Origin of the sequence: Desulfosarcina variabilis str. Montpellier (assembly GCF_048565275.1) — a bacterium.
GTDB lineage: Bacteria > Desulfobacterota > Desulfobacteria > Desulfobacterales > Desulfosarcinaceae > Desulfosarcina > Desulfosarcina variabilis.
The window spans coordinates 5,655,644-5,682,146 of record NZ_CP159846.1; the positions used below are offsets into that span (position 1 = coordinate 5,655,644).

General features: G+C 55.7%; 23 protein-coding genes and 1 riboswitch. Of the genes, 14 read left to right on the forward strand and 9 right to left on the reverse strand.

Translation table 11 applies throughout. The annotated features are described in order from the left end of the window. The first annotated feature begins 169 nt into the window (after positions 1–169). The 7 genes from Dvar_RS25495 to Dvar_RS25525 all read left to right on the forward strand — a co-directional run bounded on the left by Dvar_RS25495 (position 170) and on the right by Dvar_RS25525 (position 8,584). Positions 170–2,350 carry a TonB-dependent receptor gene (locus Dvar_RS25495; RefSeq protein WP_419655938.1) on the forward strand — a complete coding sequence of 727 codons (2,181 nt, stop codon included), beginning with the start codon at positions 170–172 and terminating at the stop codon, positions 2,348–2,350. Between the two features lie 67 nt (positions 2,351–2,417). After that, positions 2,418–4,004, forward strand: coding sequence for an ABC transporter substrate-binding protein (locus Dvar_RS25500; RefSeq protein ID WP_419655939.1), 1,587 nt, complete (start codon positions 2,418–2,420; stop codon positions 4,002–4,004). Between the two features lie 6 nt (positions 4,005–4,010). Then, complete coding sequence (locus tag Dvar_RS25505; RefSeq protein WP_419655940.1) at positions 4,011–4,988, forward strand: ABC transporter permease; 978 nt, start codon at positions 4,011–4,013, stop codon at positions 4,986–4,988. Further along, complete coding sequence (locus Dvar_RS25510) at positions 4,981–5,814, forward strand: ABC transporter permease (RefSeq protein WP_419655941.1); 834 nt, start codon at positions 4,981–4,983, stop codon at positions 5,812–5,814. Before Dvar_RS25505 ends, Dvar_RS25510 begins: the two co-directional genes overlap by 8 nt. After that, positions 5,811–6,740 (forward strand): ABC transporter ATP-binding protein, encoded by a 930-nt coding sequence (locus tag Dvar_RS25515; RefSeq protein ID WP_419655942.1) that lies wholly within the window; start codon positions 5,811–5,813, stop codon positions 6,738–6,740. The genes Dvar_RS25510 and Dvar_RS25515 overlap by 4 nt, the downstream gene beginning before the upstream one ends. A gap of 8 nt (positions 6,741–6,748) precedes the next feature. After that, the gene (locus Dvar_RS25520) at positions 6,749–7,510 is read left to right on the forward strand and encodes an ABC transporter ATP-binding protein (RefSeq protein WP_419655943.1); all 762 of its coding nucleotides are present in this window, start codon (positions 6,749–6,751) and stop codon (positions 7,508–7,510) included. Between the two features lie 36 nt (positions 7,511–7,546). Continuing rightward, positions 7,547–8,584, forward strand: coding sequence for a class I SAM-dependent methyltransferase (locus Dvar_RS25525; protein ID WP_419655944.1), 1,038 nt, complete (start codon positions 7,547–7,549; stop codon positions 8,582–8,584). A gap of 298 nt (positions 8,585–8,882) precedes the next feature. Here Dvar_RS25525 and Dvar_RS25530 read toward each other — a convergent pair whose 3' ends face one another. After that, positions 8,883–10,049, reverse strand: coding sequence for an aminotransferase class I/II-fold pyridoxal phosphate-dependent enzyme (locus Dvar_RS25530; protein WP_419655945.1), 1,167 nt, complete (start codon positions 10,047–10,049; stop codon positions 8,883–8,885). Between the two features lie 295 nt (positions 10,050–10,344). On the opposite strand from Dvar_RS25530, the gene purM reads away from it, so the two are divergent. From purM to minE, 5 genes are all read left to right on the forward strand, one after another. Then, complete coding sequence (gene purM, locus Dvar_RS25535; RefSeq protein ID WP_419655946.1) at positions 10,345–11,391, forward strand: phosphoribosylformylglycinamidine cyclo-ligase; 1,047 nt, start codon at positions 10,345–10,347, stop codon at positions 11,389–11,391. 455 nt (positions 11,392–11,846) lie between these two features. After that, on the forward strand, positions 11,847–12,860 hold the full coding sequence (gene tsaD / locus Dvar_RS25540) for a tRNA (adenosine(37)-N6)-threonylcarbamoyltransferase complex transferase subunit TsaD (RefSeq protein ID WP_419655947.1): 1,014 nt from the start codon (positions 11,847–11,849) through the stop codon (positions 12,858–12,860). A gap of 355 nt (positions 12,861–13,215) precedes the next feature. Then, positions 13,216–13,899, forward strand: coding sequence for a septum site-determining protein MinC (minC, locus tag Dvar_RS25545; RefSeq protein ID WP_419655948.1), 684 nt, complete (start codon positions 13,216–13,218; stop codon positions 13,897–13,899). A gap of 58 nt (positions 13,900–13,957) precedes the next feature. Further along, positions 13,958–14,758, forward strand: a complete 801-nt coding sequence (gene minD / locus Dvar_RS25550) for a septum site-determining protein MinD (protein WP_419655949.1) — start codon at positions 13,958–13,960, stop codon at positions 14,756–14,758. Positions 14,759–14,768: 10 nt separating this feature from the next. After that, entirely contained in the window at positions 14,769–15,041 is a 273-nt protein-coding gene (minE, locus tag Dvar_RS25555) for a cell division topological specificity factor MinE (RefSeq protein WP_419655950.1), read from the forward strand. Between the two features lie 26 nt (positions 15,042–15,067). Here the strand turns inward: minE and nagZ are convergent, their stop codons facing one another. From nagZ to Dvar_RS25595, 8 genes are all read right to left on the reverse strand, one after another. After that, positions 15,068–16,093: a beta-N-acetylhexosaminidase gene (nagZ, locus tag Dvar_RS25560; RefSeq protein WP_419655951.1), complete on the reverse strand. Its 1,026-nt coding sequence runs from the start codon at positions 16,091–16,093 to the stop codon at positions 15,068–15,070. Between the two features lie 215 nt (positions 16,094–16,308). Further along, positions 16,309–17,367, reverse strand: a complete 1,059-nt coding sequence (locus Dvar_RS25565; protein ID WP_419655952.1) for a nucleoside recognition protein — start codon at positions 17,365–17,367, stop codon at positions 16,309–16,311. Further along, the gene (gene cobI, locus Dvar_RS25570) at positions 17,354–18,088 is read right to left on the reverse strand and encodes a precorrin-2 C(20)-methyltransferase (RefSeq protein WP_419655953.1); all 735 of its coding nucleotides are present in this window, start codon (positions 18,086–18,088) and stop codon (positions 17,354–17,356) included. The genes Dvar_RS25565 and cobI overlap by 14 nt, the downstream gene beginning before the upstream one ends. A gap of 273 nt (positions 18,089–18,361) precedes the next feature. Next, positions 18,362–18,979 (reverse strand): precorrin-8X methylmutase, encoded by a 618-nt coding sequence (locus tag Dvar_RS25575; protein ID WP_419655954.1) that lies wholly within the window; start codon positions 18,977–18,979, stop codon positions 18,362–18,364. Between the two features lie 60 nt (positions 18,980–19,039). Further along, positions 19,040–20,410: a cobyrinate a,c-diamide synthase gene (locus Dvar_RS25580; RefSeq protein WP_419664161.1), complete on the reverse strand. Its 1,371-nt coding sequence runs from the start codon at positions 20,408–20,410 to the stop codon at positions 19,040–19,042. A 51-nt stretch (positions 20,411–20,461) separates the two neighbouring features. Further along, positions 20,462–21,412, reverse strand: a complete 951-nt coding sequence (locus tag Dvar_RS25585; RefSeq protein ID WP_419655955.1) for an ABC transporter substrate-binding protein — start codon at positions 21,410–21,412, stop codon at positions 20,462–20,464. After that, positions 21,406–22,191, reverse strand: a complete 786-nt coding sequence (locus Dvar_RS25590) for an ABC transporter ATP-binding protein (protein ID WP_419655956.1) — start codon at positions 22,189–22,191, stop codon at positions 21,406–21,408. The genes Dvar_RS25585 and Dvar_RS25590 overlap by 7 nt, the downstream gene beginning before the upstream one ends. Before the next feature lie 2 nt (positions 22,192–22,193). Continuing rightward, the gene (locus tag Dvar_RS25595) at positions 22,194–23,246 is read right to left on the reverse strand and encodes a FecCD family ABC transporter permease (protein WP_419655957.1); all 1,053 of its coding nucleotides are present in this window, start codon (positions 23,244–23,246) and stop codon (positions 22,194–22,196) included. 147 nt (positions 23,247–23,393) lie between these two features. Beyond that, a riboswitch (cobalamin riboswitch) is annotated at positions 23,394–23,599 on the reverse strand. A gap of 121 nt (positions 23,600–23,720) precedes the next feature. On the opposite strand from Dvar_RS25595, the gene Dvar_RS25600 reads away from it, so the two are divergent. Together Dvar_RS25600 and selA are read left to right on the forward strand one after the other, a co-directional pair. Then, positions 23,721–25,082 carry an HDOD domain-containing protein gene (locus tag Dvar_RS25600; protein ID WP_419655958.1) on the forward strand — a complete coding sequence of 454 codons (1,362 nt, stop codon included), beginning with the start codon at positions 23,721–23,723 and terminating at the stop codon, positions 25,080–25,082. Then, positions 25,075–26,502 (forward strand): L-seryl-tRNA(Sec) selenium transferase, encoded by a 1,428-nt coding sequence (selA, locus tag Dvar_RS25605; protein WP_419655960.1) that lies wholly within the window; start codon positions 25,075–25,077, stop codon positions 26,500–26,502. Before Dvar_RS25600 ends, selA begins: the two co-directional genes overlap by 8 nt. Position 26,503: the final 1 nt, after the last annotated feature.

Here is a 26,503-nt window from a genome sequence, read left to right on the forward strand (position 1 = left end):
AAAAAAGAAGGCAACCCCACTCCGGCCAAGGAACGCGAGATTGCCTTCGACAAGGAGCCCCTTTCGTAAAGGCGAAAGGATACTCGAGCTGAAGATAGCATCGCAGTATCCCTTTCGTCAATGCAAAGCGCCGGCTTGTTACAATCAATCATGCACGGAGGGAAATGCGATGAAGTTCCACACCACCCCTTTGCTCGCAACGGCTGTTGTTGTTCTCTTGTTGCTGGTAGCAGGAGCCCAGGCCGCCGATGATGGGCAAAACGCGAACAGCAAAAGGGTAAAGCTCAAGGACGTGACGGTCACGGCACCGGGCAACCACAGCATGCCTATCAGCGACCCGGAAAAAACGGTCATTGATGTTGAAGATTACGAAAAAGCCGCGCCTGTCCATAATGTGGTGGATATTCTCAAAGACAGCGCGCTGGTCGATTTCCGGGGCAAAAGCGACATCGATGTCCGATCCGAACGGGGAGAATCGCCGATCCTGCTTCGGGGATTTGATGTTCGGCGTTATGTCAATGCCGTGGACGGCGTCACCTTCGATCAGCCGCTGCATTTCGGCCAGGTGGTGGATTACAGCCTGGTGCCCCTTGATCAGATCGCGTCGGTGGAGATCATTCCCGGTGCCCACTCGGCCAGATATTCGGGCAAGGCCATGGGCGGGGTGATCAATTTCAAGACCAAACCCCTCACAAGAAAAAAAACGGTCAAGCCGGACATCAAGCTTCGCTCGAGTATTGGCGAGTACGCTACCTACGACAATCGGGCCGTCCTTGAAAGCGGCTATGAAGGATTCAATATGGCCGCCACCTATCATCGGTACACAACCAACGGGTACCTGCGCCACGGCGATGCGGTGATGGACAGCTACGGCTGGATGTTGGGTTATACCTTCACCTCCGGGGCATATTTCAAGTACATGGGCAATTACGTGGAAAAGGATCGTGAGTCATACGCAAAAAACGATCCTTCCGGAGACTATGATCCAGCCTATCCGGAGGTCACTTCCAGCACGGCCGGGGATATCGCCGATGATTCGAAGTATCACCTGGAAAACACATCGCATCGATTTTCGTATTTACAACCAACACCCATCGGTGATTTTTCCTTTGGCCTTTCCTATATCGAAAAAGACAAACATTACTCCACCAGCCTGGACGACGGACAACTGGTGGTCAATCCGAATTCGGCCGGCAAAAATCTGGCATTCAACATCCAGGACGAAATCAGGCTGTTCAATGCCCATACCGTGGTGCTGGGGTTTGACTTTCTTGAATACTATGTCAGTTTCGATCCACGTGAAGATGATGACAACCGGGTGAGAAGCAGCCGGTCGGGGTTTATCGAAGACAACTGGCAGATCACGGACAGGCTGAGCGTCCGGGCCGGGTTGCGGTACGAGGAGGTAAGCCTGAGCATCAACAACTACTCCACCATCACCGGATGGGGGTCTGTGGAGGGCTATCAGGTGACCCTCGATCCGCCCCAGCGGTACATCGAGAAAGATTTCGACCAGTGGATGCCCAAGTTTTTCGCCACCTACCAGCTTGGCGATCACGCCGCCTGGCTGCGCGATACATCGATTTCGGCAGGGGTAAGCAAGTTCTGGAACGTGGCGCCATATTGCCTCGTCTGTCCGGGACGCTACGCACAGGTGGAACCTGAGCACGGGATCAACTACGATCTCATATTCAACCGCAGACTGTGGCAGAACATCAACCTCAAGGTCGATTTCTCCTACTACGAGATCAAGGATTACGTGGCGGACAACTGGGACTACGGCCAGTATTCGATGTTCCAGATGCGCGACGGAAGAAAGGTCTTCACCGGAGAAGGCCTTCCCGAGGGCCTCGAGGGCAGCGACATGTATATCAACCTTGATGAAGTGACCCGTCAGGGCGTCGAGGTGGAACTGAACGGAAATCTGCTCGATCCGCTCTCATTTTACATCAGCTACGCCTTTCAGGATTACGAATACGACGGCAGCGAGCCGGCCGGCATGGAGCTCGGTGACGTGGCCAAGCACCGGATCAGTGCCGGATTGCGCTACCGCCCCTTCGAAAAAACGGTGGTCATGCTCGACTACAAATATCAGGATGAGCAGATCGCCCATGACATTGCAGAAATCCCCGAAGGCAGCGGCAACTACGTCTCCATCGACAACCCCATGTCCGCCTACAATGTCTTTGATCTCGGCGTCAGACAGCTCCTTTTCAAAGGAAAAAATCTGATCAAGGATTTAAGCCTCGGGCTCTACGTAAAAAACCTGTTCAACGAAGCCTACGAAAATTCACGGGGGTATCCCATGACCGATCAGTCTTTCAGCGCCGAGGTGAGTTTCCGATTTTAGCATCATTGGACAAACCGAACCGGGCTGCTTAGCGTCAGCGCGTCACAGCCCCAGACTTGGAGCAACAATGAAAAGGACCCGTCCGAACATATGGCTGCTGGCCATCTGCCTGTCCCTGCTGCTGGCCGCCCCCGATTGCATTCTGGCAGCGGAGCCGTTGGTGCTGCCGGTGGCGGACGACTTTCTCAAGGGATCGATCCTGCACAAGGGCGGCGGTCCCACCGGGTCGCTGATCTACGAGGGATTGGTGACCAAAAACAGCCGGGGAGGATACGACGGCTGGCTGGCCAAAAGCTGGCAAAGCGACGCGGCAGCAAGGACCTGGACCTTCCAATTGGTAAAAAACGCCCGCTGGCACGACGGAACCCCCTTCACGGCATGGGATGTAAAATTCACCCATGATTATATGAAGGCCAACCATCTCTGGCTGTCTACGGTGTTGTGGATGGTTGAGCAGGTCCACTGCCCGGATGATCATACGGTAATCTTTCATCTCAAGGAGAGTTTTTCCGAATTCCTGGACCATCTTTCCCATTGCCCGGGAATCGCTATCATTCCCCGCCACATTTGGAAGGATATCAAGAATCCCATGCGCCATGCAGATCGCCATTTGGTGGGTACGGGGCCCTTTGCCTTTGTGCGCCGGATCCCCGGCCAGTTTTTCGAAATGAAGCGCTTCGGCGCTTACCATGGCCGCAAGCCGGCCTTCGACCGGGTGATCCTGCGGGTCGTTAAAAACACCGACATCCAGAACCTGGCTCTCAAGTCAGGCGCGATCCAGGGCATGGATGCCGTGCTGCCCTGGATCGCGCCCATTTTGGAGCGGGAAAAAAACATCTCTCTGCTGCACTGTCCGAGCAAGCGATTGTACGGTCTTTGCTTCAACTGCCGCATGGGCCCCACCGCATCACCTGCTTTCCGCCTGGCGCTGGCACATTTGGTGGACCGGGAGCGGATCACCAGGATCGTGTTTCATGGTTACGGAGCGCCGGCGTACAGCTGGCTGATGCCGCGCCATGCCGCCGACTGCATCGACAAAACCATCACAGCCGACGCCTTTGACCCGCATCGTGCGCAGGAATTGCTCGCCGAGGCCGGTTACCATTTAAAAAAGAATGTCCTTTGCGATCCCTCAGGGCAACCGGTGCGTCTGGTTTTCGTGCTGGGCGGCAAGGGGTCGGCCTGCGTGGTCGAAAAAATCGCCGCGGTACTGCGGGAGGATTTCTCACAGTTGGGCATCGCTCTGGAACTTAAACAGGTTGATTTTTCCATGTGGACCAAGGAAGTGCACAAAAATCACCTGTTCATGTCGGGAATGCCGGACCTGATGCACGATAACGCCGATGACCTGACCCATTTTCAAACCCACTCCTTTTTCGGCCGGCCCAACTGGTACGGATACAGTGATCCGGAATTCGACCGGCTGGCAGCCGATCTCAAGCAGGCAACCGCCACAGACGAGAGGCGGCGGCTGGCGCTGTCCATGCAGGCGATTCTGGCTCGGGACGTGCCGGCAGTGCCAATTTGCCTGGCCGACAGCCTGATGGCCTATCGTACGGACAAGGTTGCATTTGAAGGCACTGGAGAGACGATGTACGGAAATCTTGTGGACCTCAATACACTGCTGGCCATGACACCGGCCAGGGCAAAATAGGCGGGAATGCAAAACGATTATCTTCTTTCGCGCGGGATGTCGTCACTGCTGGCGCTGGCGGTGGGTATCACCTGCAGCTTCTGCCTGTTGCATGCCATGCCCGGGACCTATATCGACCACCTGATAGATACGGTTCCCGGCGGTCCCTTCATGGCTGTTGATGCTGACCTGCTCGGGCGCCAGTTCGACCTTGATCGTCCCATGATCGTCCGCTACATCGATTATGTGGCCGATGTCTTCCGGGGCGAGTGGGGGATCTCCTTCGCCTATGCCCGGCCGGTGGGTCAACTTATCGCCGAAAAGCTGGTTTGGTCCATTACGCTTTTACTGCCCGCCAAAGCATTTTCACTGGTCATCGGGGTGTTGCTGGGCAGCTATTCCGGATGGCATACCGAAAAGAAAAGAGATTTTTTTCTTTTATTCGGCGCCCTGTTGGTCAATGCCGTTCCGTCCTACGTCTGGGCGATCCTGGCCATCCTGGTATTTGGCTACGGTTTGAATCTATTTCCCCTGGGCGGCTTTGTCGGCATCGGGGCGCTGACGGACGGTATGGGGATAATGGACCTGATCCACCACGCCATTTTGCCGTTTATCACCCTGACGATTTGCGCGGTGCCCAACACTTACTATCTGGTGAGAAACAGCCTGGCCCTTGCGGTGGATGCAGATTATATCGTCACGGCGCGGGCGGCGGGCATCGGAGAAATGCGGCTGCTCTTTCGTCATTGCCTGCCCAACGCCCTATTGCCCGTTGTCACCCTCGTTCCCCTGCAGATCGCCCACTTGATGACCGGCAGCGTGTTTATCGAGTCGGTCTTTTCCTGGCCCGGAATCGGGCTGCTGACCTACGAGGCCATTCAGGCACGGGATCTGCCGATTCTTCAAGGCGTGTTCCTGGTTTTCACCGCCGCCGTGGTGGTCGGCAACCTGCTGGCCGATCTAACTTACGGCCGCATCGATCCACGGGTGCAAAACGGTGTATAGACGCATGATCGGCTGGTCGAGCCTGAGCATCCTGGGGACCTTTCTGGTCCTTTGCCTTATATCCCCTGTTATCCTTCCCCACAGTCCCACCGACATCGTGGCGTTGCCGCTGCAGCCTCCCGGTGACCGGCACTGGCTGGGCACCAACGAACTCGGCCAGGACCTGCTGTGCCGGGTCCTGGCCGGGGGACAAAACTCCATCATGGTCGGTCTTGTCGGGGCCGGACTGGCAACACTGATCGGGACCGCATTGGGGATGATCGCCGGCTATTTCGGGGGGCGTATCGACCAGTTCCTCTCACGGCTGACCGACGTGATCATTGCCGTGCCGGTTTTTCCGCTGCTGATCATCCTTTCGGCCTACTACGCGTTGTCGCTTCACGCCCTGGGCCTGATCATGGGGGCGTTGGGATGGTGTCCCTGCGCCCGCATCGTACGCGCCCAGGCCCTGAGCCTTTCCCAATGGCCATTCGTTCAGGGTGTTCGGGCCATGGGCGCAGGCCACATCTATATTCTCGGCCACTATATCCTGCCCTTTGTGCTGCCTCTGTCCTTAGTCAAGTTCATCTTCGCCCTGCAGGGTTATCTGCTGATGGGCGTCGGTCTGGGCTTTATCGGCCTGGGTGGCGCGCAAACCATCGACTGGGGATGGATACTCAATCACGCCTTTACCAGCGGAGGACTGTCCATGGGCTGCTGGTGGTGGTTTCTGGCACCGGTGGGGGCCATTGTCGCCACGTCCCTGTCCATTGCGATGATCGGTTACAGTCTGGAACAACGGCATGAACCCCTATCCGGTGGACGCAACCGCTGGAGCGTGCCATGAGCCTTTTGCAGATTTCGAATCTTGAAATCGGTTTTCGCTCCAAGGACCGGACGATGACCGTTGTGGACGGAATCTTTCTGGACCTACCACGGGGAGAGCGGGCAACCATCATCGGCGAAAGCGGCTGCGGTAAATCCCTGATCGCCATGGCATTGCTGGGAATCCTGCCCGCCAATGCCATGATCCGGGGGACGATTCGCTTCGACAACCAGCCGTTGACCACAAAATACACGCGCAGCCTGCGTCAAATCCGGGCAACCCGGATCGGCTACGTCCCCCAGAGCGCCGGGACCTGTCTCAACCCTGTTCTAAAAATCGACACCCAGCTCAGGGAGGTCCTGCATGCCGGGAATGCCAAGGCAGCGAATGCATCGATAGTCGCAAAAATTCTGGAACGGGTGGGTCTTGCACCGGCCGTGGCCCGTTTGTATCCGCACCAGCTCAGCGAAGGCATGAAGGGCCGGGCCCTGGTGGGAATGGGGACCTGTCGGCACCCCGACCTGCTCGTGGCCGACGAGCCGACCCGGGGGCTTGACAATGACACCAAGGCAACCCTTGTAGCCTTGCTGCGCGATCTGACCGGCGGCGGGAGGCGGTCACTGTTTCTGATCACCCACGATCTCGACGTGGCCCGGGCACTACCTGGAAAGCTGGCTGTCATGTATGCCGGGCAGTTCGTGGAAATCGGTCCCGGCCATGCCCTGCTGAACGCAAAGGCCCGTCATCCCTATACGAAAGGACTGCTGAAAAGCCATCCGGAAAATGGCTTGCACCCCATGCCGGGCCGGCCCCCCGAGGTTTTGCATCGGCCGGCGGGCTGCCGCTTCGCCGACCGCTGCCCTATCGTCGATTCTGCCTGCCGACGCCGGCCGCCTGCATGCACGCAAGTCGCCGCCGACCATTGGGTGAGATGCCACCATGTTTAGGATGCGCCATGTTTAAAATGCATCATATCACCAAATTTTTCTATCAGGGTCAGATATTAAGGCGCAAACGGCAAGTGGTGCAGGACGTCAGTCTGTCACTGGCTCCGGGAGAAACCCTCGGTCTGATCGGCCCCAGCGGGGCAGGCAAATCGACCATCGGGAAACTTGCCGTGCGTCTTATCAAGCCCAGCCACGGACGCCTGTCTTTCGAAGGACGGGATATCACCCACGCCAGCCGCAGTATAGCGAAACAGGTGCGGACAAAAATGCAGATCATTTTCCAGGATCCCCAGGCGAGTCTTCATCCTGGAAAGACAATCGACAATTTGCTCAGGGAGCCGCTGCGTCTGCACCGGCTAATGTCCCGCGCCGAGGAGCCGGGAGCCGTGAAACGGATGCTCCACCAGGTCGGTTTGAACGCGGACATCCTGAACCGCTACCCCAAAGCGGTAAGCGGTGGAGAGAAACAGCGTATCGTCATTGCCCGGGTCATGGCCGTAAAACCCAGGTTTGTGGTTCTCGATGAACCCACATCGATGCTGGACGTGTCGGTGCAGGCCAATATCCTGCATCTTCTTTTAACTCTACAGCGGGAACGGAATATGGCGTATCTGTACATTTCCCATGACATGCGCCTGGTGGCCAGGCTCTGCCAGCGCGTGGCGGTGGTGGACCAGGGTCGCATCGTCGAGCAGGGACCGGTAAACGAAATCATGGCCCGGCCCCGGCATGCATGCACCCGACGGTTGCTAAGGATCGGAAATTTATAGAAAGCAAGTGTAAGGACAATAAAAAAGGAGGAAGCGATGGAAAGACTGGCAACAGCCGTCCCACCGGTTACGGATCAATCCAAGTATCTGCGAGAGCTGGCGGGTGGATTCGAAAAGGGACAAATTTTTCTCACAGCCCTGGAACTGGATATTTTTACCCTTCTGGAAACGCCCTTATCCACACGGGAGCTGGCCGACACCCTGGGCACCCTGCCCCACATCACCAGTCATTTCCTGGATGTTTTGGTCGGCATGCGTCTTCTGATCAAAAATGGGGATCGATACGCCACGGCACCTGATGTGGCCCCCTTTCTGGTCAAAGACGCCCCCTATGCCGCCAGGTACCTGAAATTTGCCACCCAGTCACGCACCACCTGGATGGAGTTGGCCGCGGCCTTGAAAACCGGTCCCACGGAAAAGGCCAAAGCGCATGACCATGTCTATGATCAGCCATGCATCGACTGGATGGCGCGCGGGACCCTGCTCGGCAGACTACAGGGAACGGTAAAGCAATTGGAAGCACTCCCTGAATTTCACAAGGCCACAAAGCTCGTCGACCTGGGCGGCGGCCACGGTCTGTTCGGGATTGCCTTTGCGCAGGAAAATCCAGATTTGGAAGTGGTGATTGTCGACAAGCCGGAAGTAACGCCGATGACCCAGGGGTATATCGATCACTACGGCATGCAGGCTCGGGTCACCACCATGGCCGGCGACTATACCCAGGATGACATCGGATCGGGCTATGATATCGCCTTTGAAGCCTGCTCTTTCGGCGGGCACGGCGACGACGCCCAATCCTTCTACCGGCAGGTATACAGCGCACTAAAGGACAACGGGCTTTTTATCCGCCTGACCTTCACCATCGACGATGATCGCAGCGGGCCGCTCACATCCCTGATCTGGGACCTCAAGGAAAAGATCACCGGTCACAGTCACATGCATATGAAAACCACCACCGAACTGTTCGAAACCCTTGCCCAAGCCGGATTCCAGCGCGAGCGCATGATTGACATGGCGCCTTGGTCAAACATGGATACACGACTGATCATCGCCCGCAAGTCTTCTGCAGGATGACCCTATCGTTGCAAAAGCTGGAAAACTTCAGAGACAATGCGCCGAGGTTGAAGCGGGATCGCCTCATAGCGGTCCCACCGGCCTATCACCATAAATCGCGGTCTGCTGAATCGTCCCCTCATCATTCGTTCTTGCTGGCGAGGCTACACAACGTTTCCGAGCAGCACTCGCTCAAAGGCTTTTTTGGCGATGGGTTTGCAAGAATGACGGACCAGTCAAATTAGAATTTGATTAGAGGTTGTTGCCGGACACAAAACGCCCGGCAACACCATCATCTGGGGACAGTCCCATTGCCTGTTTAAAGCACTTTGCGAATACCTCTTACCGCCTGGTTGATGCGCATGTTATTTTCGATGAGGGCAAAGCGCACGTAGTCGTCGCCGTATTCACCAAAGCCCAGGCCCGGCGAGACCGCCACCTGAGCCTCGCGGATAAGAAATTTGGAAAACTCCACCGATCCCATGTGTCGGAACGGCTCGGGGATTTTGGCCCAGACGAACATGGTGCCCTTGGGGCTCTCGATTTCCCAACCGACCCGCGAGAGGCCCGATATCAAGGTATCCCGGCGGGATTTATAGGTATCGCGGATTTCGGCCACGCAGTCCTGGGGACCGTTCAAAGCAATGATCGAAGCGATCTGGATGGGCTGAAAGATGCCATAGTCCAGGTAACTTTTAATACGTTTGAGGGCAAAAATGGTTTCCGGGTTGCCCACACAAAAGCCCACCCGCCAGCCAGCCATGGAATAACTTTTCGACATGGAAAAGAACTCTACCCCGACGTCTTTGGCCCCTTTGGCCTGGAGGAAGCTGGGGGCCGTGTAGCCGTCAAAGGTCAGATCGGCGTAGGCGAAATCATGGATCACCATAATGTCGTTTTCCTTGGCGAAATCGACCACGCGCTGAAAAAATTCCAGATCGACCACTTCGGTGGTGGGGTTATGGGGATAACTGATCACCAGCACCTTGGGCCTGGGCCAGGTTTGTTTGGTGGCCTGGATCAGGTTGTTGAAAAAATCCTCGTCCGGTCCGGCCGGGATGCCGCGCACGTCCCCGCCGGAAATAATCGATGAATACGGATGAATCGGGTAGGTTGGATTGGGGGCAAACACCACGTCACCGGGCCGGATGGTCACCAGAATCAGATGCGACATGCCTTCCTTGACGCCAATGGTCACGATGGCCTCGCTGTCCGGGTCCACATCCACGTCATAACGGCGTTTGTACCAGTCGCAGATGGCCATGCGCAATTTGGTGATTCCCATGGATGCCGAATAGCGGTGATTCTGAGGTTTTTGTGACGCCTCGGTCAGCTTGTCGACAATGTGCTGGGGAGTACCGATATCCGGATTGCCCATGCCCAAATCAATAATATCTTCTCCGGCACGCCGGGCCTCCATCTTGATCTGGTTGACGGTGGCAAAAACATAAGGGGGCAGACGATCAAGTCTGGCGAATCGGGTCATGATTGATTCCTTCGTGTTTGATTGCGTTTTAGAAAACCGGCACACTTTCCGCCCACTTTGCGATGCACACCAGATATGTCCGAATCAGGCAGAAAGGTCTTGAATTTAGTGGATAAATATAATAGCAGTGAAATATTGTCAAAAAAATATTGGCTGTCCCTGCATCCTTGTCCGGGTTGGGGTTACCGTCAATTTGGCCAACCGGGGCCCTCGGAATTGCGTTTGACTTTTAAACATCACCAGATTATTTTTATACGATTTTGTGATCCAGCCGAAAAAAGCCAGGAGTACCTGAATGAAAAAAAAGCTGACCTACACCGACGCCGGTGTTAATATCGACAAGGCCGACAGCCTTGTTGAAACCATAAAAAAAATCGCCAAAAAAACCCGCCGCAGTGGTGTGATGGGAGAAATTGGCGGTTTTGGCGGGCTCTTTTCCCTGAATACCACCAATATGCAGAGCCCGGTACTGGTCAGCTCCACGGATGGGGTCGGCACCAAGCTCAAGATTGCTTTTCTCATGGACTGTCACGACACGGTGGGCATCGATCTGGTGGCCATGTGTGTCAACGATATTGCCGTGCAGGGCGCCAAGCCCCTTTTCTTCCTTGATTATCTGGCAACCGGCCAACTGAAGAGTCAAACGGTTGAAAATATCGTCAACGGCATCGGCGACGGTTGCATCCAGGCCGATTGCGCCCTGATCGGTGGTGAAACCGCGGAGATGCCCGGTTTCTACCGCGAAGGCGAATACGACCTGGCCGGTTTTGCCGTCGGCATCGTGGACAACAGCAAAATCGTGGATGGCTCTGAGATTCGGCCCGGCCACCAACTGATTGGGATTGCATCCAGTGGACTGCACAGCAACGGATACTCCCTGGTGCGAAAAATCTGCTTCGACGTACTCAACCTGACGGTGGACAGTCACGTACCGGAGCTTGGCAAAACCCTGGGAGAAGAGTTGATCACCCCCACCCGAATTTATTCTGAAACCATTCAGCATCTGCTGCGCGATCTGCCCATCCAGGGTTTGGCGCACATCACCGGCGGCGGCATTATGGACAACATTATTCGGGTCATTCCCCAAGCCTGCGGCATTGCCGTCAAAAAAGGATCTTGGGACATCCCACCGGTTTTTCCGTTTCTGCAGGCTGCCGGCAATGTGGATGAAATAGAAATGATGCGCACGTTTAACAACGGAATCGGCCTGGTGGCGGTGGTGCCTGAAAAAAATACCCAGGACGTGGTCAACCGACTTACCGGCAGTGGAGAAAAGGCCTGGGTGATCGGCGAGGTGACCAAGCCGCGCAAAAATGCAAAATCACGCGTCAAGCTGTTCTAAAAAGAGGTCCGCTAATGTTAAAAAAAATTACCGCACCACTCAATCGGCTCCTTGAATGGGTTGCCGAAGGTCAAAAAAAGCAGCCCATTTGCAAATCCTGAGCGCCTGGAGCACGGCGCCCCGGTCCGAGGCCCGAAAAAAAAGTCAAGTCACCCCGGCCCCGCTAAGAGCCTGTTTTGGAAGTCTGGATCAGGCCCGATAACAAGGCGGAAAGTGGCTCAAAAGCGGAGCATATATGTAATATGTGAGCATTTTGAGCCAGTTTCCAACGCCGTTAGCGGGCCTTAGACGGATTTACCAAACAGGCTCTAAGAGACAACGGTTCGCGTTTGATAGGGGTTCAACGACTGCCAGTCCGTTAAAATGTGTGGGAAATATGGGAAACACGAAAGATCACGGCATATCCAGCACCGCCGACAATTTAAACCTACAGCTGTTTTACTGTCAAATAATAGATGATTGTTCTGGGCATAGAATCCTCCTGCGATGAAACCGCAGCCGCAGTAATACGTGATGGCAGCCATGTCCTTTCATCGGTCGTCGCTTCCCAGGTGAGCGTCCACCACCCCTATGGCGGCGTGGTGCCTGAACTGGCCTCCCGCAAGCATATCGAAGCCATTGTTCCGGTAGTCAATGCGGCCATTGCCGACGCCGGGATCACCCCCGAACAGATTGACGGTGTGGCCGTTACCCAGGGGCCGGGCCTCATCGGATCACTGCTGGTCGGCTTCTCCTTTGCCAAAGGATTCGCCTATGGCCATGGGATTCCCTGGATCGGCATTGATCACCTGGAAGCGCATATCAATTCCGTATTCCTGGAACCGAATCCGCCTGCGTTTCCGTTTGTGGCCCTGTTGGTTTCCGGTGGTCATACCAGCATTTATCTTGTTACCTCCCATCTTGCGTTTCACCCCATGGGCCAGACCCGCGACGATGCCGCCGGCGAAGCCTACGACAAAGTCGCGAAAATGCTTGGCCTGGGGTATCCTGGAGGGGGAGTCATCGATCGCCTGGCCGCCAAGGGCGATCCAACGAAGATCGCCTTTACCCGGCCGTTTTTGGACAAGGATCAGTTTGACTTCTCGTTCAGCGGCATCAAATCGGCGGTCATGCGCCATCTTCAACTTCATCCCGATCCGAGCCAAACGGACCAGCAACATATTGCCGCGGGTTTCCAGGCTGCAGTAGTGGACGTGCTGGTCCATAAAATCATCAACGCCGCAAAAGTAAAAGGCTGTAGTCACCTGGCCGTGGTAGGCGGCGTGGCCGCCAATCATGGCCTGCGCAATGCGATTTCACATGACGCCACAACGGCTGGTATCAGCGTCCATATCCCTGCCATTGAATTTTGTGGTGACAACGCCGCCATGGTAGCGGCCGTGGGGTATCACCGGCTTAAGGCCGGCCAGCACAGTACTATGGAAGAAGATGTATACTCGCGGGTAAAGTTCAGACCCGTTGCGAATTAGTGCCTATCCACGAATGACCCGTTGACCCGACACCTGCGTGATACAAAAAAATTTATTATCGTAATACCCAATCAATAACCCCTGACAACGTTGTTTAGGGAAGCGCCCGGCACCATTATTAAAGGCCTCGATCGTGGTCCGATGGGCCGACTGCCCGTCGCCTATGACCGAATCGCCAAATCGCCTTTTTCAATAGCGGAGGCATTGATCCGGCTACCATATATTGGTGTTTTTTCATGCTTGACATACAATATGTATCCAAGTATTGTGATTACATCAAAGATGTAAAATCTAATTGCCAATCCGGCGCTACACGTTCACAACCCTTAAGCAACAAAGCGACTGAAGTCCATCAATGACTGAACAAACGCCATCCGTTCGAATGAAAGGTGTCGGTAACAGCCTATGGGTGACCATTGTTCCGGACACGCCATTTGACACGATCCAGGCAGATCTGGAAAAATTGTTCGAACCGTTGCGGCATATGGCCCACGCCACGCGTGTGGTGCTCGATACCGGTTCAGATCCCGACAACGGCGATCGTTACCGTCAAATCAAAACGTATTTAAAAGACGCATTCCAACTAAAGGAAATTGTCCCGCCACAGGAGAAAAAGGAGGGGCAACAAACGCATTATAAAATGAAATACACAAAAAACATTATCGCTCAACATCGCAGTGATACGTTGGTGCTTTCAGGTCGAGTGCGTTCCGGACAGAGCGTCAGCGCAAAAAAACATCTGATCATCCTGGGTGATGTCAATCCAGGCTGTGAGCTTGTTGCCGGCGGTGACATCATCGTCCTGGGCAGCTTGTTGGGTATCGCCGCCGCAGGCCAAACGGAAAATTTTGGCGCCATTATCTTGGCCCTTAATTTCCGGCCCACACAGGTCAAAATCGCCGGCATCGTGGCGGCCGGATTGCCGACCTCGGGTCAGGGTGTCCCCGAGTATGCCCACGTCGAAAACGGCACCATCGTCGTGGATGACTACCTGACGGCAAACCCGTTTAAACGGCTTCCGTGGCCTGCGATCAGGTGAAAAAGCATAAGGTTCGATTCAGTTAAACCGTCAATCAGAAATAAGATAGAGGTGAAACGTGGAAGGAAAAATCATCGTTATCTCATCAGGGAAAGGTGGCGTGGGCAAAACCACTGCAACCGCTTCCATCGGCGCGGCCTTGGCGATGGACGGCAAGAAGGTGGCGGTGGTCGATATGGACATCGGGCTTCGCAACCTTGATGTTGTCCTGGGCCTTGAGAATCGGATCGTCTTCAATATTGTCGACGTAGCCCGGGGTAAATGCAAGCTGCAGCAGGCCGCCATTAAAGCCCGACGTCTTGAAAATCTTTTTCTCATTCCGGCGTCACAAAGTGACAACAAAGATGCCCTGACGCCGGATGATATGATCCGTATTTCCAAGGAACTGCGCAAATCCTTTGACTTCATCCTCATGGACTGCCCGGCGGGCATCGAGCGCGGATTCGAAAACGCCGTGGCCGCAGCCGAGGAAGCCCTGGTCATCTGTACGCCGGAAGTCAGTTCGATTCGCGATGCGGATCGCGTCATCGGGTTGTTATTCTCCAAGCAGATCCCGCCTAAGCTGGTCATCAATCGTATCATCCCAGCCATGGTGGAACGGGGCGATATGCTAAGCTATCAGGATGTGGTTGATGTACTTTCCATTGACTTGGTGGGGCTGGTAGAAGTCGATGACAACGTTGTTGTCGCCACCAATAGCGGCACCCCACTGGTCCTGCAAAAGGACTCTAAAGCCGGGCAGGCGTTCAAGCGCATTGCCATGCGGTTGAACGGTCAACCTGATTTGCCCATCGAAGTTCCGGGTGCCACCAAATCCTTCTGGAAAAGAATCGGTTCTAAGATCGGTTTCGGCAAATAGGGGTAATCCAATGCTTAACAGTTTGATCAACAAGTTGTTCAACAAAACGACCAGCAAAGATACGGCCAAGAAACGGCTGCAGTTCGCCCTTGTCTATGACCGCCTGGAAGTATCCGATGATATTCTCAAAGACATGCAAAAAGAAATCGTGGATGTTATCTCTCGCTATTTTGTAATCGATCAGGAGCAGCTGAAACTCGATATTACAAGAGACGAAGACTTGTCCGCGTTGATGTTCAATACACCCATCATTTCCGCCAAACCCCGGCAGCGGATGGCCTAACGCCGTGTTGAGCATGGTCGACGCAATCAAATCAGATCATATCCGGACGTCCATCGTCCGGATAGAAAAGCGCGTTTCAAGCCGATAATTCGCTTGAAGGACCGGCCCCCCATGCGCTTAATGGTGGGATCATCGTTTAACGTGCGCCGAATCGTCCCAGCTGCGGCTTCAATATCCGGCCCTTTATGACAGATCAGGGCAATGTCCACATCGGCAGAAAGGATCTGGCCGATGGCGGTGCAGATGTCATAGGAAGGTTTGATCGCGCCCATATCCAGATCGTCGGTCATCACCACACCGTCATACCCCATGCGCCCCCGTAACAAGTCTGCCGTAATGGCCGGACTCAAGCTGGCCGGCCAAACCGGATCAATCCCCTTGTATCGGATATGGGACAGCATGATGCCCGCCACCTGATTGGCGATGGCCGTCTTAAAAGGGATCAGGTCACTGGCCTGAAGGGTCTTCTCATCGATCTCAAGGTCCGGCAGTGTATGATGACTGTCCAGAACCGTTCGGCCGATCCCCGGAAAGTGCTTGGCCACGGCCATCATCCCGCGGTGTTGCAGATGCTCGATAACGATGCGCCCCATGCTGGCGACCCATTGGGGATCACTGCCAAAGGCCCTGCCGGCCATGATGCTGTCAATGTCCGGGGGAGCAATGTCCAGCACCGGCGCCATATCCATGTTGACCCCGATCTGTTTCAATTCGGCGGCCGTCACCCGGGCAAATTCCATGGCCTCCTGCTCGCCACTCATGGCCGGATTACCGGGAAATTGCGTAAAGGGCGGTTTCAGGCGGGCGACCTGCCCCCCTTCCTGATCGATGGCGACAAACAACGGCGGCAGGCCCTGTTCGGCGGCCGCCGCCTGGCAGTCGCGACACAATTGGGTAATCTGTTCCGGCCGCCCCAGATTACGTGAGAAAAGAATGATCCCGCCGACTTTCAATTCGGTGATAAGAAATTTCAAATCGGCATTGAAATCCGTTCCGTCAAACCCAACCATCAGGCGCTGGCCGGCGAGGATCTCGATCGGTAGTGCAGTCATGGTTATGCCTCAAATGATAAGGGGTCGAGGATTCAAGGGGTCCAGGAGCCAAGGGGTGGAGATGGTTTAAGGCGATTGTACGGGAAGCCGGGTTTAATTGTCAATTATCTCAAGCAAACGGGTTAAAGGGGATAAGGAGCCAAACAGCGCTGATCATCCCCTCGCTCCATGCTCCCTGCTCGTCGCCCCCTTGAACCCTTTAACCCTCGCCCCCTTTATACCAACCCAAAATACCCCACCCCCACAAGAATCAGGCTGATCACCCGCAGCCCCTGGCCCAACAGCAAAAGTTGCAAGCCAAGGGCCGGCGAAAAAATTCCCATGTAGCGGGGCAACTGGTGACGCAACGCGCGGATGGGGAAGGCCACGATGTTTCCCGCCAGAAGGGCGATCACGGTCTGCTTGACGGTCAGCACACCGGCTGACAACAAGGCACCGGCGGCAGCAAACCCAGAGGTGAATTCAGCGGCAAAACTCAAAATTACCACCGATAGCGATTCCATGGGCAAAACGCTGGTAACCACAAATCGCGCCAGCCACTGCCGGGCCACATCAAATCCGCCCATGACATTGATCATGAAAACCAGAACATAAATAGGCACGACATAAACAGCGATGCGCCCCACCCGCCCGGGCAGCCGTTTCCTGATACCGGCAACCACGTCCGTCAGTTTGTTTGCCGAACAGGGTTGCCGGGATAACGTAGCCGCGTCTGCCAGTCCGGGCACGGGCGCCTGGCAAAACAGACGCCCGTAGGCAACAACACCGATGGTGCGCCCTACCAAAGCGATAAACGTGAGCAAAAAATAGAGTGCACCGGCCCATCCGGTCAGGGGCAGGACGATGAAAAACGTCGTGGGCAGGTGCAAAAAATACGCCGGCACCTGGTTCATCAAATTGGCCAAAAACAGCTGACGCCGATTAATGCTGCCCGCGTTGAGAAACTCAAGCAGCATGGCATTGGCCGCCGCACCGGAAAAAAACGCGGTGGTAAATGCCGCGGAGCAATGATCGCCGATGCGGCTGAAGCGAAACAGGGGCGCGGCGACAACACCCAATCGTCGCGTCCAGCCCAGGGCCTCGATGGATTGCCCGACCAAAAGGCCCAGGGTGATGAACAGCAACAGTCGCATCAGAGGCCAGAGCAAACGGGTGGCAATACGATCAAGCCCCAGCCCGTCGAGGTTCATCCAGCCCCAGCCTACAACCAGCAAAGCGATCGTCAATGACAGTCCCAGTGCCGGATAAGGAAACCGGGACTCACGGCGCCTCATGGTCCGTGTGCTTTTTGGCCAGAATAAGGGTCCAATATCCGGGTTTGCGGTGTTTGAGGGTTTTCACATCCTCAATCACCTCTTCATCATCCAGGCCGCAGTTGGCGACGGCCACGCTGCTATCGATCATCTGCTGTTCTTCCAACGCATCGCTGATGTCACCGGCATTACGGTAGGCTTTCATAAAGACCACATTGTCCACGGTTTTGGAGAGTTCTCGCAACCGCTGCCCCCCTTCCACACCCGACAATATCAAAAGCGATTCTTCACCTTCCACCAGCGGCCGATTAACCCTTGCGGCAGCCGCCTGGTAGGCGGTGATGCCCGGCACCGTGACCACCGGCACTTCAGGTGCCAGGGCCAGCACGTATTTAAGCACATAACCATAGGTGGCATAGGTCATTGAATCGCCCAGGGTGAGAAAGGCAACATCATGGCCTTTTTCCAACTCGGCAATGATCGTTTTGGCATGGCCCTGCCAACAGGTCTCTTTTTCGGATTGGTCCTTGGTCATGGGAAACGACAGCAGCTTTACCTGGCTGGTCTCGGGAATGTGCGGTTGGGCAATCTTCACCGCCTGGCTGTGGTCGTTTTTGGTGGAGGATGCAGCAAAAATCACCGCCACATGTTTAAGAATATTAACCGATTTTAATGGGATCAGATCCGGGTCACCGGGACCGACGCCAATACCGTATAAGGTTCCATATTGGTGCGTTTTCATAGTTTCGTTCTACCTGGTATTTTTTTAGTTCTGCGCTTATTCTGGAACGCTTCAGCGCCCCTTTTAATTCCGCGCAGTCGTATGATCATAAAATAGAGTTCATGTCCATCCTGAGACAAAATGGTGTTAGCTAGTGCCCGTCCAGAAATAGGAAAATTTGTTCGAGATCAAGGCGCCCGGAAAATTTAACCACAGGCATATAGCTGATATTCCGAGGATTAAATTTTTCGCGCAACGCCGATATCGGGCAAATTGGCCATTTCTGGATGGGTACTATATGGGTTGGCCGGCCATGATCACCAGGGCGTTGATAACGGCCGCAGCCACATTGGATCCACCCTTGCGGCCCACGTTGGTGATATAGGGGATATCTTTTTCCAGCAACATGGCCTTGGATTCGGCCGCATTGACAAACCCCACCGGCAATCCGACGACAAGCGCCGGCCGGGCGTCGCCCTGGTCCATCAGCTGCATCAGACGCAATAGGGCCGTGGGCGCATTGCCCACCACACAGATGCCACCGGCCAGTTCGGCAGCAGCCACATCCATTGCCGCCGTGGCTCTGGTGATTCCTTTTTGGACGGCGGTTTCACTGACCCGCTGATCGGTCATGTAACAGTGCACCTTAACCCCAAAACGATCCAAATCCCGCTGGCGCATACCCACCCGGGCCATATTGGTATCGGTTACGATGGTGCATCCGCTTTTAATGGCCTTGACACCGGCGCTGATGGCCTCAGGATGCAGTCGAACCATCTGCTGCCATTCAAAATCGGCGCTGGTATGGATCATTCGCCGCACCACCTGCCATTGATCGCTGGGGAAGCCATGGTCCCCGGCCTCGCCATCGATGATTTGAAAACTGAGTCGTTCGATCTCTTGTGGTTGCATGAATATTTTCCTTGTCTACTATTTATGAATTCGAAAAAAAGCCAAAAGCCACTTTGGGGTCTATTTTTCGGCCCACTGCCGGCAAGCTGCAACAAACGCATGCGCCGCCTGCGGACAACTGCCCAGGTGCAGGTGCACATAGCTGCCCAGTGTCTGATGGTTCAAAAATCCTTCGTGGGCCTTTTCCAAGCCCATACGGTCGGTCAGGCGGTAAACGGTTGTGGCATTATCGTTGCCTTCCACGATGGTCGAGTAGTGAAACTCATGCCCCCGCATGGTCTGCCCAATCGGCCCCAGCGGGGTAGCCCGGGTCTGGGTCACTTCCCGGTATCCCAGTGCCTTGCGCCGATCCAGCATGCGCGTTGCAAAGGGCAAACAGCCGGTCATGGGAAACACATGGCCCTTGATATCGCCCATCTCACGGCACAGGTACATGAAACCGCCGCACTCGCCGTAGATCGGCATCTTCATGCGGCTACGGGCCCGCACCTCCTGTCGCAACGAACAATTATCCGCCAGGGCGGTCGCATGCAGCTCCGGATATCCCCCGCCGAAATAAAGCCCGGCCAGATCATCCGGCAGGCGAGCGTCGGTCAACGGTGAAAAATAGACCAGGGTCGCACCCGCCGCCTCCAACAGCTCAAGATTATCCGCATAGTAAAAACAAAAAGCCGCATCCCGGGCCACCCCGATGCGAACAGAATCATCTGATCCGGGGGCGGGCGTGACCGGTTCATCGTCCGGAAAGGCATCGGGAAGCTGCGCCAGCAAAAAGTCGAGGTCCACGGCGCTTTCGATCATATCAGCCAGACGCCGGCAATGGTCTGCCGACAAATCGTGATCCTCACTGGTCATCAGGCCCAGATGCCGCTCGGGGATGGCCACGTCCATATCCCGCCTCAGGCCGCCCAGCACCGGCATGCGCACATGGCCATGGGCGGCCTCCTTGAGGTAGGCCAGATGGCGCGGGCTGCCCACATGATTGAAAAGCACACCCGCAAACGAAAGCGCGTCGTCAAAGCGTTCGTACCCCTGTACCAGGGCCGCGGCACTGCGGGCCATGGACCGCGCCCCCACGACCAGTACCACCGGCAGGCCCAGCCATTTGGCCATCTGGGCCGTGGAACCGGCCTCGCTGCGGCCTTCGTATCCGTCGAACAGCCCCATCACGCCTTCCACAACGGCAACGTCAAAGCCCTTTGCGTGCCGCGCAAAAACCGACTGGTTATAGGCTTTTGAGAGCATCCAGCCGTCCAGATTGCGGCTGACCTGGCCGGTAACCCGGCCGTGATGGCCGGGGTCGATGAAATCCGGCCCCACCTTAAACGGCGCCACCGAAAGCCCTCTGGCCTTGAGGGCGGCCATCAATCCCAAGGTGATGGTGGTTTTTCCGGCGCCGCTGTGGGTGCCACCGATTACAATGCCTTTAATGGGGGACCTCCTCTTGCGATATCAGACAAATCGATCATTTCTGGATGGGCACTATCGGGTGCCCAGTTCTGCCGACCGCAGTATCTGCCGGCCGGCCTCAACGTAAATATCAGGATAAAGCAGGCTGCCGATGCGATAGATGCCTTCGAGCAACCCCATCGTAGGCCGGGAAACAATCGTCTCATCCACCAGATAGACCTGCCCCGTCTTGACGGCGTTGATTACCTGAAAGCCCGGTTCGGCAATGATTTCCTCGACCGACACCTGATTCATGGCACCCTGTTGGGAAAAAAATACGTCGATTTCCCGGGCGTGGGAGAGCAACCGTTCCTTGCCATACACGGCGATGTTGTTGTTCTCCCGCACCGGTGCATCAGCCGCGACATTGATGCCCCCGGCGGTTTCCAGCGTGAAAACGGCCATGGCCGTAGGCGCAAAGGTTTTCATTTTACTGTGCATGGCCTCGAAATACACCCGCTTTCGATGCTTGACCTGGCCGGATAGTGTCTTGAAATCCGCCACGGCCTGATGAAATCGACGGATCATCTCCTCGGCGCTGGCCGCCTGTCCGCTAAGCTGCCCCAAACATCGCCAATAGGCGTCCAAATGCGCCACACTGGTGGGCTGCATGGAGGCCACCGCAATCCCGCTTTTTTCAAGGCGCGCTACCAACCGGGGATACCCGCGCTCAATCATGGGCCGGATTACCACCAGGTCCGGCCGCATAGCCAGAAAGCGTTCCGGATCATCATGATAGGAAAATACCGGCTTTCCCGCAGCCATTGGCATCGTTTTCGATTGGCCGTCAATTCCGATGAGCCGCTGGCCAGCACCGAACTGCAGCAGGTTCTGCGTATGCGCCCCGTATAGTGAAATAATGCGTTCAAACGGCGCCCGGGCCAGAACCGCATCATCCAGTAAAGGCCCATCGGCCATCACGGATGCGCCTGACCACAACAGCCATATGGCCATGCCAACGCCCCAGAAATACCGTTTCAACACCTCCCCCCCCTTTTGTAACGGACCTGCAACCGGCCGGTGAAATCATCCACCGCCACCCGGGCGTCAATATCAAACACCGTTTTCAGGTTTGCCGGTGTCAGCACATCTGCGGTGGGACCGGCGGCCACGACCCGCCCGTCTCTGAGCATTATCAGTTCCTGGCTGTAGGCCGCGGCAAGATTCAGGTCCTGGAACACGCCGATGACCGTGCGCTGTTGAACACTGACCAAGTCGGCCACAAGGTCCAACAACGTCAGTGCATGGCAAACGTCCAGATTGGCGGTCGCCTCATCCAGGATCAGCACCGGCGTATCCTGGGCCAGGGCCCGGGCAAAAACCACCCGCTGGCGTTCCCCACCACTCAGGGCGGTGACAGGACGATCCTTGAATGTCAATACATCGCAATCGGCCATCACCTGCTGCACCCGCTGTACGTCGTCCGTTGAGGGCACGCCGAAGCGAGGCATATGCGGATAGCGTCCCATGAAAACCATCTCTTCCACCGTAAACGGGAAATTGATCCCGTAATCCTGGGGAACCAGGGCGATCTCTCTGGCCAACGTGCGGCGGTCGTATCGGTCCAGGGAACAGCCGGCATACCGCACACTTCCATTCTGGGGAATCCGATGCCGACAGATCAAATCCAGCAGCGTCGTCTTACCACAGCCGTTGGGCCCGATGATGCCGGTAAACCGTCCGGCAGGCAGGTCCAGATCCAAACGGTTGAACACCGGTTTGCCGGGATGGGCAAAGGCAACCCCCTTGAGTGAAAAACTCACGTCTAAAATCCCCTGGCGCCGGTCTGCCGCTTGCGGAACAGATAACAGAAAAACGGACCGCCGATCAGTGCCGTAAGCACGCCAATGGGGATCTCGTGGGGCAACACCGCCCGGGTAATGGTATCGGCCCAGGTTAGCAGGATCGCTCCGCTCAACATCGAAAACGGCAGCAGCAGCCGGTTGTCCGGCCCCACCAGCGTCCGCATCATGTGCGGCACCAAGAGTCCCACAAAGCCGATAATGCCTGATACGGCCACGCAGCCGGCCGCCACCAGGGAAGCCGAAATCAGCAAAATCCATGGTACTCGGCGGGCATCGACGCCCAGCGAAGCGGCCGCGCGCCGTCCCAGACAAAGCAGATTCAAATCTTTTGCGTAAAAAAGAAACACACCTGCACCAACGGCCAAAAACACGCTGGTCAGGCCCACATCGGTCCATGTCTTGGATGCAAAGCTGCCCATCAACCAGAAGATGATCACCGCCACCTGCTCGTCGGCCACAAACTTCAAAAAACTGATTCCCGCCGAGAGGATGGCCGCCACAATAATCCCGGAAAGGATCAGGTTGTTGGCGTTGGCCCCACCGGCCGACGAGCTGAGGTAAATCACCAGCATCAGCGTGGCCGTGGCGCCCAGAAACGCAAAACAGGGCACGCTGTAGGCCCCGGCCACACTCAGGTTGAGCAGCAGCGCCAGGGCCGCGCCAAAGGCGGCACCGGCGGATACCCCCAGCGTGTAGGGATCGGCCAGAGGATTGAGCAGGATGCCCTGAAAAACGACCCCGCACAAGGCCAACCCGCCCCCCACGGCCGCGGCGGTCAATATTCTCGGCAAGCGGACATCCATAATGATCACCCGCATCAACTCATCCAAATCGGCGGTCCATGACGTAATTCCCGTCAGGTGCGCCCCCACAACGCGCAAAACGACCGTCCAGTGAATTTTCATGTAGCCCATGCCGGCGGACAGACTGATCGTGATCAACAGCACCAAGGCCAACAATATGAAGAAAAGCCCGCTATGATGCCTCCGTTTGGCGATGGGTTCCTCATTCATGGTAAAAACGAAACAGTCATCAATCTTGCGGGTTTCCCCAGTTAATAAAACAAAAACCCTTCAAACCTGATACCTGGTATGAAGGGTTGCACCCTGTCTCTTGGCCCTCAACGCTATCGCCGGCTGGAATCCTTTACCAAGAAGGTTTCTCCGGTAAAATGAAAAGGCAGGTCTTCTGGCTTCCCCTAAACATTGAGCGCCTTCCCACACCGGCAACCCGGAAACAGTGGCCTATGGCCCAACGCTCCTCGTCTGGTCTGAATGACAAGGTGAGGGTTACAGCGGCGGGACCGCTCCCGGTTTTCACGGGATTCCCTATTAAGCGCAAGCGCACCTTATTGTCCGCTTGTAGGGTATAACCGTATGCGATGTCAATGCCAAAGGGCGTAAAAAATCAACCCATGGTTGAAAATATCGCCTTAATAATGATATGTTTAGATGTTAGCAGTTCACTTTTAGCGAAGGCACATGTGAATGAGACGATTGACGCGATCTTTCGTGGCATCCGGGTCTTTTGAGGTGGGTAAGAAACAGGAATGTGTGTTGCAGGCATTTCTGGGGACCTGTGTGGGCGTGGCGGTGTTTGATAAAGTTGCCGATGTGGGCGGATTGTTCCATCTGCTGCTCCCCGAACCGGCCAGCACCGGCAGCACCGACCAGCCTGAAAAATATGCCACCACTGGAATGCCGTTGTTTTTGAAGCAGTTGATGGATCAGGGCGCCACCCCGGCAAACATGAACGCCGTTGTGGCCGGGGGTGCCCTGGTAGGACCGGTGACGCCCCAGGACATTCATTTGGACATTGGCGGCAGAACGGCCGAAAAAGCCTATATTGCCCTGCATGAAGCGGGAATCAAGGTAGAACGATCGGAAACCGGGGGTTTTTTTACCTGCAGCATTGAGCTGGATATGCTGCACTGGCAGTGCCGTATCGAACCTTCCGGGTTCGACGCGGTTGGGCCGTCAACCCCTGAGTCGTCTCCAACCAAGGCGGAGATTCAGCACGCGATCGAATCCATTCGCCCCATTCCCCAAGTGGCCTTGAAGGTGCTGCGGATTATCAAAGAGGGCGATTATGATATCCAAAAAATTACCGAAGAGGTAAAAAAAGACCAGGTCATCAGCGCCAGAACCATCCAGCTTTGCAATTCTGCGATATTCACCAAACGACACGACGTGGTCAGCCTGGATCACGCCATAGTCTTCCTTGGCCAGGAGCTTTTCATCAAACTGGTTATATCGGCCGCTGTAAAAAGCTATTATGACCAGTCCGGCAATGGGTACAGCCTGTGCAAAGGCGGACTGTATCACCACGCCATCGGCACCGCCATGATTGCCGAGAAAATTGTTGGCCTGACGAAAAATATCCCCCCGGCCATCGCTTACACCGCAGGTTTGCTGCATGATATCGGCAAGGTTGTGCTGGATCAGTATATTGTCGCTGCGTATCCCATGTTGTACCGTGAATTTCAAAACAAATCCGCCGATCTGATTGAGGCCGAAACACACATCTTGGGGTTGGATCACACCCATGTGGGAGGACTGCTGGCCAAAAAATGGTCGCTGCCCGCAGCGCTCGTGGATGTGATCCGGTTCCATCATGAACCCGAAAAAAGCCACAACGACAGGCCGTTGACCACCATCGTCTATCTGGCGGACCTTCTCATGTCACGTTTTCACACTGGCCTTGAATTGGAGCGCATTGGCGCGGCACGGTTGATTGAACGGTTGGCGACGCTCGGTCTTGCCCCAGCCCATTTCCAGTCCCTGGTAGACTTGATACCCGATAAAGTGTTTGAACCGGTCGAGGAAAAATCAGAAGAAAACAATGGATGAAAATAAACAGGCTCAGTTGAGGCGGCTGCCCGGTGTGGACCGTATTCTTGAATACGGCACCAACAACCAGCAATTTGACAATATTCCCAAAACAATTCTCATACCCTCTATTCGAAAAACGATAGAGGCTCTGCGCCAGATCATTATGGCCTCGGATAAAGCGCTTGACGAAGCAATGTTTGCCCTTGATGCCCTGGTCGCAAAGGTCTGCGATCATGCATCCCGGGCCATGGCGCTGCGCCTTAAACGCACCATCAATGCCACGGGTGTGGTGGTACACACCAACCTGGGCCGATCGCTACTCTCCCCGGCCGTTCTGGACAATCTGACGACCATCGCCAGTCGCTATTCCAACCTGGAATTCGATCTCAAGGCGGGGCGGCGGGGCTCCCGCTACAGCGCCGTCGAAGATATTTTGTGCGAATTAAGCGGCGCCCGGGCTGCCATGGTGGTCAACAACAATGCCGCGGCAGTACTGCTCTGTCTGGACACGCTGGCTAACGGGCGCGAAGTCATTGTTTCGCGCGGCGAACTGGTCGAAATCGGCGGTGCCTTTCGCATCCCGGACGTGATGGCCAAAAGTGGGGCCATACTGAAAGAGGTGGGAACGACCAATCGCACCCATGCGCGCGACTATGAGAACGCCGTCAACGAACAAACCGGCCTGCTGTTCAAAGCGCATACCAGCAATTACAGCATCGTGGGGTTTACGGCAGCGGTTGGCCTGAATGAGTTGGTGGCCATCGGACGCCGTCATCAACTGCCGGTGATGGAAGACCTGGGCAGCGGGACTCTGGTTGACTTTTCCCAATACGGGTTGACCCGGGAACCAACGGTTCAGGCGTCTTTGGACGCTGGGGTGGATGTGGTGACCTTCAGCGGTGATAAACTTTTGGGCGGCCCCCAGGCGGGGATCATCCTGGGCGGCAAAACGCACATCGACCGCATCAAGGCCAATCCACTCACCCGGGCCGTGCGGATCGACAAAATGACCCTGGCCGCCCTGGAAGGGACCCTTCAATTGTACCGGGACGAGTCCAAGGCCGTGCAGCAAATTCCCACCTTGCGCATGCTGACCATGCCCCTGGCCGCGATCGCGTCCCGTGCCGCCGATCTAAAGTCCCGCCTTGAAAAACTGGCCGACGGCAGACTGCGGGTCGACGCCATGGATTTGGCCTCCAAGGCCGGGGGCGGGTCCCTGCCCCTGTTAAACCTGCCCAGTCGCTGTATCGGGGTGTCGGTCGATGGCATGTCGGCCAATGGCGTTGAACTGTGGATGCGCCGGCACACACCGCCTGTGATTGGCCGCATCGAAAACGATCGGTTCATCATGGATCCCCGAACCCTGCAGGAAGAAGAGTTGGAAATGATAGAAAAGGCCTTTGCCAGAATGCTGGCTGACAAGGCCTCTAAAAGGTGAA